This is a genomic window from Cryobacterium sp. TmT2-59 (assembly GCF_004403545.1).
GTDB lineage: Bacteria > Actinomycetota > Actinomycetes > Actinomycetales > Microbacteriaceae > Cryobacterium > Cryobacterium shii.
Window position 1 is genome coordinate 15,441 of the sequence record NZ_SOGM01000041.1, and the last position, 13,977, is coordinate 29,417.

The window sequence follows — 13,977 nt, forward strand, 5'->3', positions numbered from 1 at the left end:
GGTTTAGGTGGTGGCGTTGCCGGCGGCCATGGCGGAGTCGGTGTTGGTGACTTCCACTTCCCAGTCCGAGCGGATGTGGCGGATGTGGGTTTCCGGGTTGGACCCGTACTTGAACACGCAGTGCCCCGGATTCAAGCCCATGAGGGTGGCGGCGGTGTCGGGGGCGAAGTTGAAGGTTTCTTGCGCCCAGCGGGCGTCTTCGGGGCGGTCTTGGCGGAACGCGTACACGGTTTGGGCTTCTTGGACGACGGTGTAGCCGGGGCTGTCTGGGGGGATGTCGGTGCCTTTGTGCATGACGAAGACGTTGGAGATGCCGAGGGAGCGGGAGAGTTTCTGGTTGGATTTCACCAGTTGGGCGGAGGGACCGCCGATCATGTGCCAGCCCTCTTCGTAGATCACGTTCGTCACGAACCCGCGCTCCTCACGCAGCCGCCCCATCAGCCACATGTTCCCGATCGCCATCACCGTCGGGATCGCAGGGCCGGAGTCGGGGAGCTGAGAAATGTCGAACGTGGTGAGCTTGTGGGAGAGGTCGACTCGGCGGCTGGTCTCGCCGTCGAAGACGCCGGCGTAGGTTTCGAGGAGGTTCTGCAGGCCGAACCGGATCGACAGGCCCGCCTGGTGGAACCGCTCCGACGCCTCCCCCGACAACCCCTGATCCGTAGGCACCAACCCGAGGAACGGCATCAGATCCGTGGTGGTCGCGGCCCGTCGGGTGTCCTGGAACTTCTCAAACAACAGTTGCAGGGCGTACCGGGTGGCTTTCTCTTCCCACTCCGTCGCGGCGGTGTCATCCCGGGCGATGCGGGCGACAGCGTTGATCAGCAGCATCTGGCCTTGGAGGCCGGTGCCGCGGGCGATGAGGGGGTCCATCAGGTTGAAGCGGGTGCCGGAGCCGTCGGGGTCGAAGCGGAGGGGTTCGGTGCCCATCCGGCGGGTGACGCCGGCGTATTCGCCTTCACCGCCCTCGTCCTTCTTGTCGAACACCACAGCCCGGTGGTTCTTCAGCAGCAGGGGCCGCATGACCATGACCGTTTTGGTGAATGAGGACTTCCCGGACCCGACGGTGCCGATGATGAGGACGTTGGGTGAGGTCAGCTTCCTGGGGGTCGCGTTGTACGCGGTGGGGGCGTCGTGACTGATCATCGTCGACGAGAGCGTGTCGGTGCCGTTGACGACCCCGTCAATACCGGTCGGCGCACCAATGATGCCCGTGTTCAGGATCTCGGCCTGCCTGGTCGTGGACGGGGCCCCGGCCAGGCGGGGCGCATACCAACCGCGCGACGCCGCCCCAGAAGAGGCCCGCAAAACGGACCCGGGCCGCTCGAACGGCGGCACATCGACCGGCCGCCGCGATGACACAGGAGCGTCAGACACCGCAGCGGCAGACCCGGCGGCGTCTTCTTCGCCCGTGAGTACGGGCGACGTCGCCACCGGGGTGACGAAGATCTTCAGGCCGGGGACGGTGCCGTACCAGGGCTTCTTTGCAGCGGTGCGTTTGCCGTGCGCGGTGCCGGCCGCTGCAGCTGCGGGGGTGGTGGGGTGGGTCATGAGATGGCTTCCTTGTCGGTGCGGCCGGCGAGGCGGTTGAGAGCCCGGGTTGCCAGGGTTGCGCCTGCTGGGCGGAGTCCCCGGCCGAGGGGCCAGGTGGTGCCGGAGGCGGCGGATTGGAAGGAGTCTTGCCAGTCGAGGTGTTCGATGCCGAGGCCGGTCGCGCACGCTTCCTCGAGCTGCCGGGAGGCGTGGCCGAGGTCGGCGCGGGTGGGGGCGGAGATGGTGACGAAGCCGATCCAATCAACGCCGTGGTGGTGGGATCCGGCGGCGAGGTCCGCGGAGCGGCGCTGCGCGGCAGACATGCGCGTCGTGCTGTCGTCAGAGATGAGGCGGCCCTTCTGCTGGTCGGCGAGGACCCCGGCGAGGTCGCGGACGACGTCGGCGCGCGCTTTCGATTTCGCCTGCCCCGCCGGAACCAGGTGCAGGTGGAAGGACACCGACCGGACAAAGGTCAGTTCCCGCCCGATGAGGAGGTCGAGGGACCAGAGGGGGCTGCGGCCGGCGACGGCGAGGTTCTCGCCGTGGATGGCCGCGGTGCGGTGCCACCACGTCACCGGCGGGGACACCGGCCCGGCCTCAGTCATCACGAGGGAGGTGGGGTCGACGCCGTCGACAATGTGCGCGGAGAACTCGTCCCGAGACGCGATCCCAGACAGGAGCGGGTCAACATTCCGGGTGAGGTCGATGGGCAAGTGCGGGTTCTGCTGGTGCAACATCAACGCCGTCGTCTGCTTCGCCGTCAGGGCCTGCACGTCACCCATCCGCGCCTCGTTCAAACCCAGTTCGGTGGCCTGAATCTGCCCAGCCATCAACGCCCGCCACGCGTCCCGTCCCGGCCCATACTTCCCGGCTGCGTCGGTGAACTGCTGGGTGAGGGGCCAAGACACGACCACGTAGTGGCGCTGCACCATCGCGTTGGCACTGGATTTCCGGATCACCTCGTCGTAGGAGAGCTTCTGCGCCTCAAACGACTCCCGCTGCTCCGCCGTCCAGGTTTCCTGCACCGGTTCCAGGCGGGTCTTCACCCACTGCTGCTGCCGGGCCGAGTCCGGCGGCAGAACCCGGGTGAGGGTTTGCACGTTCCGGATCAGAGACGAGGGTGCGGCGCGGCGGGCGAGGAACTTGCCCCACGCGTTCGCCGCCCGGGTCAGGGCGGCGGCGGTTTCCATCCCGCGCAGCTGCCCGGACACGGAGAACGCGACCGACAGGTACGGTTGCTCACCGATCGGGGCGTGCCAGGCAATGCCGGGCATATTCGAGGCGTACTGGAGCCAGCCCATGCCGTCGGCGCCGTCCGGGTTCGCCCGCATCTTCACCGCAGCCCGCTCCGCAGCCTGCTTCTCGGCTTTCGTGCCGCGCAGGATGGCTTCTTGGAGCTGGTCCCACGCACCGACCTCGTAGGGCACGAACTCGTCCGTGCCGAGCCGCTTCCGGGCCCGGGCGCGGGCGCGCTTCCGGCGACGCTCGAGGACCGTGCCGCGGTGGGTGCGCGCGGTGGTCAGCATCGTGATGCCGACCCCGGCGACGGCCACGATCAGGGCGGGGAGGCCGAGCCCGGAGACCATGCCGGCCATGCCTCCGGCGATGAACACGGTGAGGAGGATCATCCGGGTTTTGGAGGCGGTGCCGCCGAAGAAGCCGCGGTGGCCGGACTCACCGCCGAGGTAACGGATGTGGGACTCCGGGGTATCACTCACTAGACGGAGTCCTTTCCATAATGTTCGTCTTGGTCCTCGACCGGTGACACGGCCGCGTCGGTCACCGAATCGGTGACCTTCTTCGTCGCCTCAAACCCGGCCATCGCACCGGCGGCAATCATCGTGGGAATCCCGATCGCAGCACCCGCACCGGTCGCGGACTCTGCTACACCGGCGGCGGCCATGCCGCTCTCCGCAGCGACCGCGCCGCCGCCTGCGGCAGCGGCACCGGCACCGGCGGTGGCCCCGCCAGCGGTGCCCACGGCCGCGGCCTCAGAGATCGACGACGTCGCCGCCTCACCCTCACCGGCCGCCGACGCGCCACCGGAACTTCTGCTGCCTCCGCCGCTGCTCGAGCTGCCCGTGGACGGTGAGCTGCCGCCGCCGGAGCTTTCGGGGCCGTTGTCGCTGTATTTGGCGTCGGCTTGCTGCATGGACTGGGATCCGATGTTCGGTCCGGCGGGGGCGGCGCCGCCGCCACCGGTGGGGATGACGGGGGCGAACTTCGTCAGAGCGACGGGGGCGAGGCCGGCCATGAACAACGCCAGGATCGACACGACCAAGGTCACCGTTTTGGCGAGGCTGGGGGTGTCGGAGAACGCATCGACCTGGGCGCTCATCATGCTGTACGCGATCGCGAGCAAGAAAAACAGCAGCGGGTGGGACGCCAGGACCCCGAACCAGAGGTAGGCGATCTTCGACCCGAACTTCCGCTTCTGGGGGTCCACGATCCACACGAAGCCGAGGGGGAAGAGGACGCCGGAGAAGTACAGGGTGATGAGTTGAACGATCAGCATCAGGAGCACAACGAGCAGGCCCAGGATCATGAAGAACATCAGAATCACGCCGAGGACAGCGCCGCCGGCAAGTCCGGACCCGTCTTCCTCGGAGAGCATCGTGGAGAACTTCGCCACGATGGTTTCGGAGTTGCTGGTGACGCCCCACGCGATCAACGAGTCAGACAGGGCGCCGAAGAACTTCACGAGGAACGCGCCGAGCGCGGGACCGAACATGGCCCCCAGGATGAACGCGGGCCCGTAGAGGGTGAGGGACTCCCCCAGCTCCCGGCCGGACTGGTGGCCGCGCGCGGTGCGCACGATCTGCGGGATTAACAGGGCCACGAACACGAAGATCGCCAGGGCAAACGACACCTGGTACGCCTGAATGAACCAATCCGCCGTCAGATCTGGAAGCGTCGCATGCGTCAACGCCGGCAACACCGTATCGGAGAGGCCCTTGGCCGCTCCCTGCAACAGCTTGAAGGAGTTCCCGGCCGGGTCAGACCAGAAATCCGCCACTCCCGCAGCCGTATTCACGGCGTTGTTGACGCCGCCGACTACGTCCTTGACGCCCTGGCCGAGGTTCTGAGCGTTGCAGAGGAGAGGGCCGAGGGTGCAATCGGCACCCGCCGCCTGAACGATGGCCGGGTGCATCAGCAGCCGCCGGTGTAGCGGTTGCCGCCGTTCGAGAGCTTGGTCTCGTCGACCACGGTGCCGGTTTCAACGTGCCATCCGTCGTCCTCCCACACCATTACGAGGCCCATACCCGCGACCTTGGTGGGGCTGAGTTCCCCGTTCACGACGTAGCCGACGGCCAGTTCGACAGTGACTCGATCGGCCGTGGAGTCCTCGGTCACACGCCACAAGCCGTTGGTCGTGGACACGTGAAAGGAGGTTCCTGGTTCAACAACACCCTGTGTGGGGTCGGCTCCTGCTCCCGCGTACTGGGCGGTGACGTCCTTCCACGCCGCGTTTGCTGTCGAGGCCATGACCTTCGAGCCGATTTCATCGCTTTCCGTGGCCACCGGGTACGGGTATTGCCAGAACCACCGCTCAAATGCCGTGGCGACTTCCACTGCCCCGTAGGTCGTGTGCTTGGCGTCGGCTTGTGCTGCCAGGACCATGTTGACGTTGCGGTTTTGTCCGCCGAGGCAGCCGGTGGGTGCGACGTCATCTCCGGTACCCGCGGCGCCAGGGGTGCCCTTAGGGGTCGGTGTAGGGGTGGCCGTCGCCGTGCTGGGTGCGGCGTTGGGTGTTGGGGTGGGGCGGGTGGCGGTGTAGGCGATGCCGCCGCTGATGGCGACGACGAGGACGGCGGCCCCGATGACGATGGGCCAGCGGCTACGGCCGGATGCTGTGACCATTCGCATGGTGGGACTCCTTGGTGACGCGTTGGTGGTGTGGGTTAGCCGGCGAAGGAGAGGACGGCGCCGACGATGATGGCGAGGCCGGCGAGGGAGGCGAGGGAGATGCCGGCCCAGACGGCTTTCCGGCGTCCTTGGGCGTGGGCTTGGGGGTTGGGGTTGGTGTCTCCGGAGGCTCCGGCCATAGCGACGATTCCGAAGATCAGGTAACCGATGGCGACGAGGATGCCGATGGCCCAGAGAGCGGCGATGAGTTTTTGCCAGAGGGCGGTGAATTCGGCGCCGCCGAAGGAGAAGTCGGGCAGGATCCCGTCGAGGGGGTTCTCGATCGCCGCGTGGAGCAGGAGGTCGTGCATGGGGTTAGGCCTTCCGGTTCTGTGTGGGTGCGGCGGAGACCGCGGTTTGCAGCGACCGGACCACGCTCGCGGCTGCTGCCACGAACGCGTCCCGGGTTGCAGGGTTGAGGCGGCTGAGGGTGAGTTGTCCGCGTTCAGCAATGTGGGAGTCGTAGGGGATCTCGTGCAGGGCGGAGACGCCGGCTTGGCTCAGGAGTCGTTCGACTTCTTCTCGGACGGCGTCGTTCTCGGGGCGGCCGTCGGTGAGGCGGATGGCGATGGCCCGATTCGCAAGCTCCGCGGAGGGCCCGCCCTCTGCCCGGAGCTCTTCGAGGAGTTGGATGGCTTCGAGGACGGAGTCGCCGGCGTTCATCACGGGGATCACGAGCACGTCGGAGACGGACACGGCGCCGCGGAATGCGGAGGAGGTGGGGACGTTGCCGGAATCCATGACGCGGATGGAGTAGAAGTCGTCGATGACATTGGACACGGCGACGACCGATTCGCCAGTGAGGCGGTCACGGCGACCGGTGGATCCGATCACCGAGGCGAACGATGTTTGCGGGGCGGTGTAGCCGGCGAGGCGGCCCGCGGTGGCGACCTGGTCGACGTCGCGAACAAGTTCGCCGAGGCCGAGGAGGGGGTTGCCCTCGGCACGGAAGTTCAGGGCGCCGGGGTCGTCGGAGACTTCGAGGATCGCGACCGATCCGCCGCGGATCGCGGCCAGCACTCCCCCGAGGAGCAGGGCGGTGGGAGTCTTGCCTGTTCCGCCCTTGGGGTTGTTCACCAGGACCGAGACCGCACGCGTCCAGGTCGCCTGCCGCACCGTGGTCTCATGAGCGGCCTGCAGCTCCGTTCGGCGTCTCTCCCCCAGCTCGGCAGCACCCGGACCGACCGGCAGGCCCAGGCTCGCCAGAGCACCACGGAACCCCGTCGTGGCCTTTGCAGGGGTACTCGACGCGGACGCCAGGCCGGCAGTGGAGCCGCCGAAGAGGACTGAGGTGCTGGCCAGGTCAGTGGGCGTCAGGGGCGGCGCCGACGGGGCCTTCTCCAGGGCAGAATCCTTTCCCGGGACTGGCGCCTGGGTTGGTTCATCGAGGATGGAGCCGAGAGCAGATGCAGTGCTCTTGGCCTTGCGTCGTGGGGGCGTGGGGACCGTATGAAGGGTGTCTTCCTCGATGTAGTCCCCGGCGCGGTCGGCCGCTCCAAAGACCTCGCTGGGGGCGGTGCGACCGGTGTCACTCATGGGCGGTATGTCCTCTCGAATTTCCACTAACTGGCACAGGGAATTAGGGAACTCCCCGAGACCTCGACAAGTCTGCCGTCTTTTTTCGCTATGACCCTCCTGAATGGGGGGCGTGTTCCCTCTGCGCTTGTGTTCACAAATGCCTGAATCACTGGGGTTATGGGTCGAGGGTCCTGATCGCATGGAGCTTCGAACCTAACGCCGGCCACCGACATCTGCGGTTCACTACAGTTCGCAAAGGTAAATAGATGCATTTGCATTAACTTGAGAGCGGTCGTGGCGCGCCAGCGAAAGGGGTGATCCACGCCAGAATTGAGCGCATGGCCCGTGACGACAATTTGATGAAGCATGCACCCGGCCGGGTGGCCTTGTTCCAGGAGTTGTTTTCCGCGCCCTCTCGTGTCCTGGTGCTCCGCGCTCTGCTCCGCAAGCCACTCAGCTACGCCGAGTTGTTTGACGTCATCGGTGACACCATGAGTCGGCCCGCGGTGCATGCCGCTTTGATCGATCTCCGAGGTATGGGCTATATCGAGGACGATGCCCCCGATGGGGTCGTGCGCCGGCCTCAGGGGACGAAGTTCACCGCGCGGCGAGATCTCGTGACCCGCGACTTCGGGCAGGTCCTCGAGTTCGTCCTGGGCTGACCACTCCCCCTTTGAGTAAGAGCATCGGGCCAGCGTGGTGCTCGACTTCGTCATAAGCTAATCATATAATGATTAGGGTTGACGGAGTCAACGATGGAAGAGGGCGGAGGTCGGGCAGAATGGCAGGATGCCTCGCTACGTGCGTCCCCCTCACGATGAACTCGTGGAGGCCGCGATCGACGCATTTGGAAATCGAGCTCGAGTGGCAATCCTCAAGCACATCCGCGAAAACGGGCCATGCACCCGCGCCGATGTCGCAACAGCGCTCAGCATCGCCCCGCCGACGGCGTCGAACCACCTGGCTGCCCTTGAGACTGCGGGACTCATCGAGTCCACTCCCCCGCGAAGCGAAGCCAGAAGCGGCCAGTGGGTGCGCTACACAGTCATCCCGGAACGCGTCACGGAGCTCTACGTCGCTCTTGGCGAATTCCTCGGTCAGTCAAGACTTTAATCAAGCCGCTCCCGCGCGTCGCGCACTCTTGAATGGGTTTAACGACAAGATCGTTTCCATGGCCGTTGCAAAGGGAAGCAGGATTCGTCGGGACCACACCCCCACGGTGTTGTTCCAAACACGAGTCGACCCCGCGATCCGCGCGGAAGTCAATCAAGCCGCAGCCGCAAGCGGCGTGTCCACCGGTATCTACCTGGAAGCGTTGTTGCGCCTAACTCTCGCGGACCAGGGCCAACTGCCTGTCCTCGACCTCATTCGCGACCCCAAAGAGGAGTTGCTCATCCCAGCCGCTTAAACGAAAGAGCCCGTCGCTTTCGCGACGGGCTACTGCAAGTTTCGTAGCTCAAACCCTCTGTGCTTGCCGGCCCGAGGTTCGAGCTAATCCAGATCAACAGCCCTCACGGGAGGTTTCTCTATGTCCCAGAGCATAGCGCACGTACTCCAGAATGCACCCGGAATGTTGTCCGGCGTGTCTGGCGTGTCCACCGAAGCGTGGACAGCCTGGGCTTTGACGCGCCGGATGAGTCCGCGCGATCAGGTGCGCGTCATGAAGCGCGACGCGTACGGGCGGTTGGACGAGAACAGTTACCCCCTGATCCACCGTGTTGGGCCGGCTGAGCCCACGACGCCGTGGGCGATGAACCTGGCCGATGAGGCCGGGTTGTTCCGGGTGCTGTGCTTTGACTTCGACGGTAAGGACAAGCACGGCGTTGACGCTGAGCTGATGGAGGAAGCCGTCGACGAGTGCGACGTCCTCTCCCGCGCACTCGATGCGCTCTCGATCGAGCACGTCGTGTGCCAGTCCTCCGGGACCGGTGGCCGCCACATCTGGCTCGCCCTCCAGGGCGGCGCCCCGAAACTCGCCGTCGCCCCGGTGGCCAGTGCAGCGCGAGCGAATTTCCGCCGCTTGGACCACGGCATGCTCCTGAACGCTGTCACGGGCGCCGCACGGCCGCCGTTGTCCCCGCACCGTGATGGCAGCTACTCCACGGTCCTCCGCGGCAACCTGAACAGCTTGATTGTCCCGTCGACCACGATCGCGGACTTGGCCGCCCTGGCTGCGGTGCTTGAGGCGCGGAAGCCGTCTCTCCGCTCTGAAGACAGTGCCCCGTCAGGGCCCATCACTGCACACCACCAGGCGCACCGGCGCCTGAGCACGGCCGGCACCGCCCATATGGCTACCATCGATGGCGGCAGCAACCCGAGCTGGACCGGGTTCATGTGCCTGCTCTCGGCCGCGAACGCCGGCTGGCAGCTCGTCGACGTCGAGCACGCCATCAAGACCGCCCCCGGGATGGAGCACTTCCGGACGAAGAACACCGGCCGTGGATCTCGCCGGCCCCGGGCCGCAGCCGAGGCCCAGGCCCGGCTGGGCCGGCAGTGGGACAAAGCCCAGCAGTACGCCGCACTCCAGCGCCCACTGCCGGCAGTGCGGGAGCCGCAGGACCTGACAGAGCTGGACGCCATCGTGTCCGACGTCGAAGCTCTCCTCACCCGGTTCCGGGTCAGCCCGGGCCGGTGGGGCCGCACCGAGGCGGCCTCGAATCAGCAGACCATTCTCCGCGCCCTGGCCTACCTCACCCTGCAGACCGGCAAACGCACCGTCGCCGCCGCCATCCGGGACCTGGGCCCGATGGGAGGCCTTGGCCGCACCACCGCAGCTGACGCCCTGACCGCCCTTGCTGCTGCCGGATACGTCGAACGGGTCAGTGCGAGTGACGACGGCAACGCCGCCGAATGGCGCCTAGCCTCCACGTTATCCACAGGTCCCAGTACAGTCCGGTCACAACCACCTAATAACCCCCGCCCCGCTCACGAAATCTCGTCGTCGCCCAGACGTTCTGCAGCTGAGCTCTTCAACACCCGCACCCATCTCGTCACCTTGCTCGAGGAACAACTCACCGACCAACGCCATGACCTCTTCACCCGCCGGGGCCTGGGACACCTCGCCGGTAAGCTCTACGCCCTGCTGCGCCAGCACCCGTCGCTCACCATCGACTCCGCCGCTCGCCTGCTGGGTGTCACGGCCCGGCACACTGCCACGATCCTCAGTCGCCTCCGTCGTCACAAGCTCCTGGTCGTGCACCGTGATGGGTGGGCCAGGTCGAAGCAGGATCTTCGGAACCAGGCGGCCCTGCAGCTGGGCGTGCTGGGAACACTGCTGGCTCGAGCGGAGCGGTATCGGATCGAGCGGGAGGTGTGGGCGTGGTGGCAAGCCGAATTGACCACGATGATGTCAACGCCCCGGTCCCGGCCGCGGCGCCCACATGTGTCGAGCCGGCCATTGTTTGAGGCAAGCACGCCCGGGGAGCGGGTGTGGCCGCGGTATCCGCGGGCCAGCACCAACCTCGCCGACCACCGCTCCGCGCTCGAGCTGGTCAGTGCGGGGCTACTCAATCCGGAGAATCGGTGGCAGTACCTGGGCGAGGCCGCATAGTCGGCGGCCTCCGTTGAGAGCGGTGGACCGATGCTTGCTGGGGGTGCTGAGGGGTGTCGTGGTGGGGGTGGGACCTCCGGACTTTGGGGAGATATCTGACATCGTCACCAGTTATGAAGGCTTTCATCGGACGCGCGAGTGCGAGCTGCTGTGGGGTCGGTGACCCACAATCACGGATTGAGTGGGGTGAGGGGGTCAATGGTTTGAGGCCGGCACCGCCGGGGACGGCACGGGTTTTAGTGGGGGTGGGCTAAGTTGTTGCCACAGCTGCCCGGGGTGGGTGCGAGTGGTGATGAAGCGAGTGTGGGGGTTTGTGATGCGTAGCGGTTCGGGTGGGGTTTTGGATCGGTATGGGCGTCGTGCTGCGGGGTTGCTGCAGGTGCGGGTCCGGTGGGCGTCGGTGAATGTGTGGTCGGTGGTGAAAGTGTCCGCGGTGATGGGGGTCGGGTTCGGTGTTCTGGCGGCCGTGTTCACTCTTGTGGTGTGGTCCGTTGTGGCGGGAACCGGGTTCTTTGTTGAGTTGGATCGTGTGGTGGACAGGTTTGGGCGTGATGGTTCGGGCGGGAGTGTGAGCGTCTGGGCCAACGGGGTCCATGGGGTCGGTGTTGCCGGTGTGGTTGGGCTGGTCACGGTGCTGGGTTGGACGCTAATGGGGATGGTCGGGGCGGTCGTGTACAACGTGGGTGCAGCGTGTGGCGGGAGCATCCTCATTGGCTTCAGCACTGATTCCACTTCTTCGGGTGCGATACCTGGGCAAACAGTGTCAGGCGAGGACGGGTGAGAGCAGCCAGGTCGGACTTGATGTGGTCGCTGTGTGATGTGGCCAGGGATCCCGTCACAAGTCCCTGTCTTGGCCGTCTGGGTTACGTCGCGCAGATAGTGGAGTTTCTGAACGTCGGAGCATGGATTATCCCCAGGCCTGGCGGTTGTTGGTGACGTACTGACGGAGGGTGGTGGCGGGTCTCCCGGTCAGGTGGCGAATTGTACGATTTGGGAATGCGGAGATGTTGAGCCGCACTACGCGGTGGATCATTTTTTGCACCGCGATGTAGTCCTCGGGGAGATCATCGGCTGCGAGCTGGGCGAGGTACTCGTCTTCATGGGGCCTGGTGTACCGGATTGGGCGGCCGAGCACGTCGGACATGATGGCGGCGACATTACGGTAGCTGAGGCTCTGCTCACCGGAGAGGGTGTATTTCTTTCCGATGTGGCCGGGCTCGGACAGGGTCGTCGCGGCGACCCGGCCGACGTCGCGCGCATCGATGAAGGCGGTTCTCGAGCGTCCCGCGGGAACGAAGATCTCGCCGCGTTCTCGGATCGGGCCGGCGTAGGTGGTGGCGAGGTTTTGCATGAAGAAGTTCGGTCGCAGAAACGTGTACGGGCTCCGGCTCTCCCGCATGTACTGCTCAACCGCGTGATGGGGTGTCTTGCGGTTAGCCTGCACGCCCTGCAGCGACAGGAACGCGATCTGCCGAATCCCGGAACGGTTGGCCGCATCGATCACCGGGAACAATGTCCGCTGCACGTCGGCGATCGCCGGCGGGCGCATCAGGAACAGCCGGTCCGCTCCCTCCAAGACGGCGTCCAGTTGCGCGGGGTTAGCGTCGAAGGAGAATTCCCGGGTCACCGCCGGGTGCGGGATCCGGGCTGCATCGGCCGGGTCGCGGATGCCGGCGATCACGGGTTGTCCGAGGCGGAGTAGGTGCTCCACTACGGCTGAGCCGACCGTCCCGGTCGCCCCCGTCACGAAGACCGCACCCATCACGACCCGCCTTTCACCTGAGCGAGCAGCCCGGCAAGCTCGGTCAGTGCGTCGTCAGTCAGCGTGTCAAACCACGGTGCGGAGCGCTGAATAGCGACAGTTTCGAACGCCTCAACCTGGGAGCGTGCAGCACTGGTGAGTCTGAGGAGCCGTACCCGGCCGTCCTGATCGGAAACGAACTGCTCCACCAGGTCATGCTCACGCAGTTGGTCCACCAACTGCGTGATGGCACCCGGGGTGACGTGCAACAGGGCGGCGAGCTGGCCCGGAGTGACCGGGGCCGGTGCGTGAGCGAGGACGAAGAGGACATCCAGTTGAGTGCGGGTGAGCACCGTGCTGCCAAACGGAGTCGACCGTGGGTTCGCCAGCGACCGCGACAGACGAACGACCGCCGCCAGCACCTCCCCCACCTGAGTCGACCGGTCAACGGTGAGTACGGGCGTTGCGTGTGTCATGCGCTGATGAACGGCATTTGCCCGATGAAGGTGCGGTCCTCGACCTGGGTGAGGATGAAATCCGCGAGGTCATCTCGACTGATCTGGGTGCTCGCATCAACACCCACCCAGCCCACCCGGTACGTGCCAGTGCCCGGCTTCTCCGTCAACCTGGGACCACGCACCACCGTCCACTCCAACCCGGACGCCTCAAGCACCCGCAGGTGCTGCTCAGCATCGGCGAGGACATGCCCGGACAAGGTCTTCAGCAAGAACTTGATCACACGATCGGCCGGACCAGGCCGATCCAGCGGGGCCGACAGGCCCCCGCCAGACAAGGTGACGACCCGTTTCACGCCGTGACGCCCCATGGCGTCAACAATCAGCTGGGTGCCCTCGGCCTGCAGTATCGGTGGTGAGCCTTTCACCTGCCCGAACAAGCTGAGCACGGCGTCTGAACCCGACACCGTCTGATCCACAGCCTCCGAGTCCAACACGTCACCGCGGATAACCGTCAGAGCCGGCGACGTCGTTGTTAGCTTGGCCGGATCACGCACCAGCGCCCGCACCTCAAATCCCGCGGCAAGAGCAAGCGTCAGCACGCGATGACCGGTCTTACCGGTCGCACCAAACAAAGCAATCACTGTCATACCAATTAGTTTAGCCACTAAACGTTATGACCGGATCGTGTGCGGGCAGAAAAATGACGTGGATTCCACCGCACTCTGGGTCGACCTGGAAGCCACCTTCCTCGCACAGCCCGCAGTGGAATATCACAGTGATATCACTCTGAAACTGCGACGGCGTAGACCTCACAGCGATATGGAGCCGCTACGCGGCACTGTTTGTTGAGCATTTTTGTCCTTTCTGGCGGTTCACCGTAGCTTCCTCCCGTGCCTGCGTCACCCGCAGTGTCGGACGCGCCCTGCGGGCTTATTTCGCCCGGCACTGCGGGCACTTCGGCACTCCCGGTCGCTATCGATTTCTCTTGCCAGACAGGCCAAAAAAACAGTTGTCCACGAGGAAGAGAACCCATGAACACGCTCGCCAGCATCAGCACCCACGTTCCCACCATCCAGCGATTCACGACCGACGCAGCTGCGCGCGGAATCTGGACCATCATCAGCGAGCCCGGAGACAGGGACACCGGCAACCTCATCGCCGCCCCGGAATTTGTCAAGGTGAATGAGGCCAGCGTGAGTTTAGGCGGCTAGTTTTGCTTCCTGTTCCTTCTCTTCTTGCTCGGCTGGTTTGTTGATCCAGGTGGTGCCGGG

14 protein-coding genes are annotated in these 13,977 nt (G+C 65.6%); 5 read left to right on the forward strand and 9 right to left on the reverse strand.

The window, feature by feature from the left end; all coding sequences use genetic code 11:
- Positions 1 to 3: 3 nt before the first annotated feature.
- Genes E3T24_RS06580 through E3T24_RS06610 form a run of 6 tightly spaced genes read right to left on the reverse strand, consistent with a single transcriptional unit; the run spans position 4 to position 6,975 of the window.
- On the reverse strand, positions 4 to 1,551 hold the full coding sequence (locus tag E3T24_RS06580; RefSeq protein WP_134434445.1) for an ATP/GTP-binding protein: 1,548 nt from the start codon (positions 1,549 to 1,551) through the stop codon (positions 4 to 6).
- On the reverse strand, positions 1,548 to 3,251 hold the full coding sequence (locus E3T24_RS06585) for a hypothetical protein (protein WP_134434446.1): 1,704 nt from the start codon (positions 3,249 to 3,251) through the stop codon (positions 1,548 to 1,550). The genes E3T24_RS06580 and E3T24_RS06585 overlap by 4 nt, the downstream gene beginning before the upstream one ends.
- On the reverse strand, positions 3,251 to 4,684 hold the full coding sequence (locus tag E3T24_RS17290) for a hypothetical protein (protein WP_166789178.1): 1,434 nt from the start codon (positions 4,682 to 4,684) through the stop codon (positions 3,251 to 3,253). Before E3T24_RS17290 ends, E3T24_RS06585 begins: the two co-directional genes overlap by 1 nt.
- Positions 4,684 to 5,400, reverse strand: coding sequence for a hypothetical protein (locus E3T24_RS06600; RefSeq protein ID WP_134434448.1), 717 nt, complete (start codon positions 5,398 to 5,400; stop codon positions 4,684 to 4,686). The genes E3T24_RS17290 and E3T24_RS06600 overlap by 1 nt, the downstream gene beginning before the upstream one ends.
- A gap of 35 nt (positions 5,401 to 5,435) precedes the next feature.
- Complete coding sequence (locus E3T24_RS06605; protein WP_241978639.1) at positions 5,436 to 5,750, reverse strand: hypothetical protein; 315 nt, start codon at positions 5,748 to 5,750, stop codon at positions 5,436 to 5,438.
- 4 nt (positions 5,751 to 5,754) lie between these two features.
- Positions 5,755 to 6,975 carry a ParA family protein gene (locus E3T24_RS06610; protein WP_134434449.1) on the reverse strand — a complete coding sequence of 407 codons (1,221 nt, stop codon included), beginning with the start codon at positions 6,973 to 6,975 and terminating at the stop codon, positions 5,755 to 5,757.
- A gap of 320 nt (positions 6,976 to 7,295) precedes the next feature.
- On the opposite strand from E3T24_RS06610, the gene E3T24_RS06615 reads away from it, so the two are divergent.
- The 4 genes from E3T24_RS06615 to E3T24_RS06630 all read left to right on the forward strand — a co-directional run bounded on the left by E3T24_RS06615 (position 7,296) and on the right by E3T24_RS06630 (position 10,507).
- A complete protein-coding gene (locus E3T24_RS06615; RefSeq protein ID WP_134402038.1) occupies positions 7,296 to 7,619 on the forward strand; it encodes a hypothetical protein in 324 nt (107 codons plus the stop codon).
- Positions 7,620 to 7,746: 127 nt separating this feature from the next.
- Positions 7,747 to 8,070 (forward strand): helix-turn-helix domain-containing protein, encoded by a 324-nt coding sequence (locus E3T24_RS06620; RefSeq protein ID WP_104170610.1) that lies wholly within the window; start codon positions 7,747 to 7,749, stop codon positions 8,068 to 8,070.
- 58 nt (positions 8,071 to 8,128) lie between these two features.
- Positions 8,129 to 8,365: a hypothetical protein gene (locus E3T24_RS06625; protein ID WP_104170609.1), complete on the forward strand. Its 237-nt coding sequence runs from the start codon at positions 8,129 to 8,131 to the stop codon at positions 8,363 to 8,365.
- A gap of 225 nt (positions 8,366 to 8,590) precedes the next feature.
- The gene (locus tag E3T24_RS06630; protein WP_241978640.1) at positions 8,591 to 10,507 is read left to right on the forward strand and encodes a hypothetical protein; all 1,917 of its coding nucleotides are present in this window, start codon (positions 8,591 to 8,593) and stop codon (positions 10,505 to 10,507) included.
- Positions 10,508 to 11,414: 907 nt separating this feature from the next.
- On the opposite strand, the gene E3T24_RS06640 is transcribed toward E3T24_RS06630, so the two are convergent.
- Genes E3T24_RS06640 through E3T24_RS06650 form a run of 3 tightly spaced genes read right to left on the reverse strand, consistent with a single transcriptional unit; the run spans position 11,415 to position 13,353 of the window.
- Positions 11,415 to 12,269 carry an SDR family oxidoreductase gene (locus E3T24_RS06640; RefSeq protein ID WP_241978641.1) on the reverse strand — a complete coding sequence of 285 codons (855 nt, stop codon included), beginning with the start codon at positions 12,267 to 12,269 and terminating at the stop codon, positions 11,415 to 11,417.
- Positions 12,269 to 12,670 (reverse strand): MarR family transcriptional regulator, encoded by a 402-nt coding sequence (locus E3T24_RS06645; RefSeq protein WP_166789181.1) that lies wholly within the window; start codon positions 12,668 to 12,670, stop codon positions 12,269 to 12,271. Before E3T24_RS06645 ends, E3T24_RS06640 begins: the two co-directional genes overlap by 1 nt.
- 50 nt (positions 12,671 to 12,720) lie before the next feature.
- Positions 12,721 to 13,353 (reverse strand): SDR family oxidoreductase, encoded by a 633-nt coding sequence (locus E3T24_RS06650; protein ID WP_134434453.1) that lies wholly within the window; start codon positions 13,351 to 13,353, stop codon positions 12,721 to 12,723.
- Positions 13,354 to 13,737: 384 nt separating this feature from the next.
- Here E3T24_RS06650 and E3T24_RS06655 point away from each other — a divergent pair, with 384 nt between their 5' ends.
- A complete protein-coding gene (locus tag E3T24_RS06655) occupies positions 13,738 to 13,917 on the forward strand; it encodes a hypothetical protein (RefSeq protein WP_134434454.1) in 180 nt (59 codons plus the stop codon).
- Positions 13,918 to 13,977: the final 60 nt, after the last annotated feature.

What these genes read in the sequence shown, in the direction of transcription:
- E3T24_RS06580 (WP_134434445.1), bottom strand. Translation starts at nt 1,551, where the DNA reads ATGACCCACCCCACCACCCCCGCAGCTGCAGCGGCCGGCACCGCGCAC.
- E3T24_RS17290 (WP_166789178.1), bottom strand. Translation starts at nt 4,684, where the DNA reads ATGCACCCGGCCATCGTTCAGGCGGCGGGTGCCGATTGCACCCTCGGC.
- E3T24_RS06600 (WP_134434448.1), bottom strand. Translation starts at nt 5,400, where the DNA reads ATGCGAATGGTCACAGCATCCGGCCGTAGCCGCTGGCCCATCGTCATC.
- E3T24_RS06605 (WP_241978639.1), bottom strand. Translation starts at nt 5,750, where the DNA reads ATGCACGACCTCCTGCTCCACGCGGCGATCGAGAACCCCCTCGACGGG.
- E3T24_RS06610 (WP_134434449.1), bottom strand. Translation starts at nt 6,975, where the DNA reads ATGAGTGACACCGGTCGCACCGCCCCCAGCGAGGTCTTTGGAGCGGCC.
- E3T24_RS06615 (WP_134402038.1), top strand. Translation starts at nt 7,296, where the DNA reads ATGGCCCGTGACGACAATTTGATGAAGCATGCACCCGGCCGGGTGGCC.
- E3T24_RS06620 (WP_104170610.1), top strand. Translation starts at nt 7,747, where the DNA reads ATGCCTCGCTACGTGCGTCCCCCTCACGATGAACTCGTGGAGGCCGCG.
- E3T24_RS06625 (WP_104170609.1), top strand. Translation starts at nt 8,129, where the DNA reads ATGGCCGTTGCAAAGGGAAGCAGGATTCGTCGGGACCACACCCCCACG.
- E3T24_RS06630 (WP_241978640.1), top strand. Translation starts at nt 8,591, where the DNA reads ATGAGTCCGCGCGATCAGGTGCGCGTCATGAAGCGCGACGCGTACGGG.
- E3T24_RS06640 (WP_241978641.1), bottom strand. Translation starts at nt 12,269, where the DNA reads ATGGGTGCGGTCTTCGTGACGGGGGCGACCGGGACGGTCGGCTCAGCC.
- E3T24_RS06650 (WP_134434453.1), bottom strand. Translation starts at nt 13,353, where the DNA reads ATGACAGTGATTGCTTTGTTTGGTGCGACCGGTAAGACCGGTCATCGC.
- E3T24_RS06655 (WP_134434454.1), top strand. Translation starts at nt 13,738, where the DNA reads ATGAACACGCTCGCCAGCATCAGCACCCACGTTCCCACCATCCAGCGA.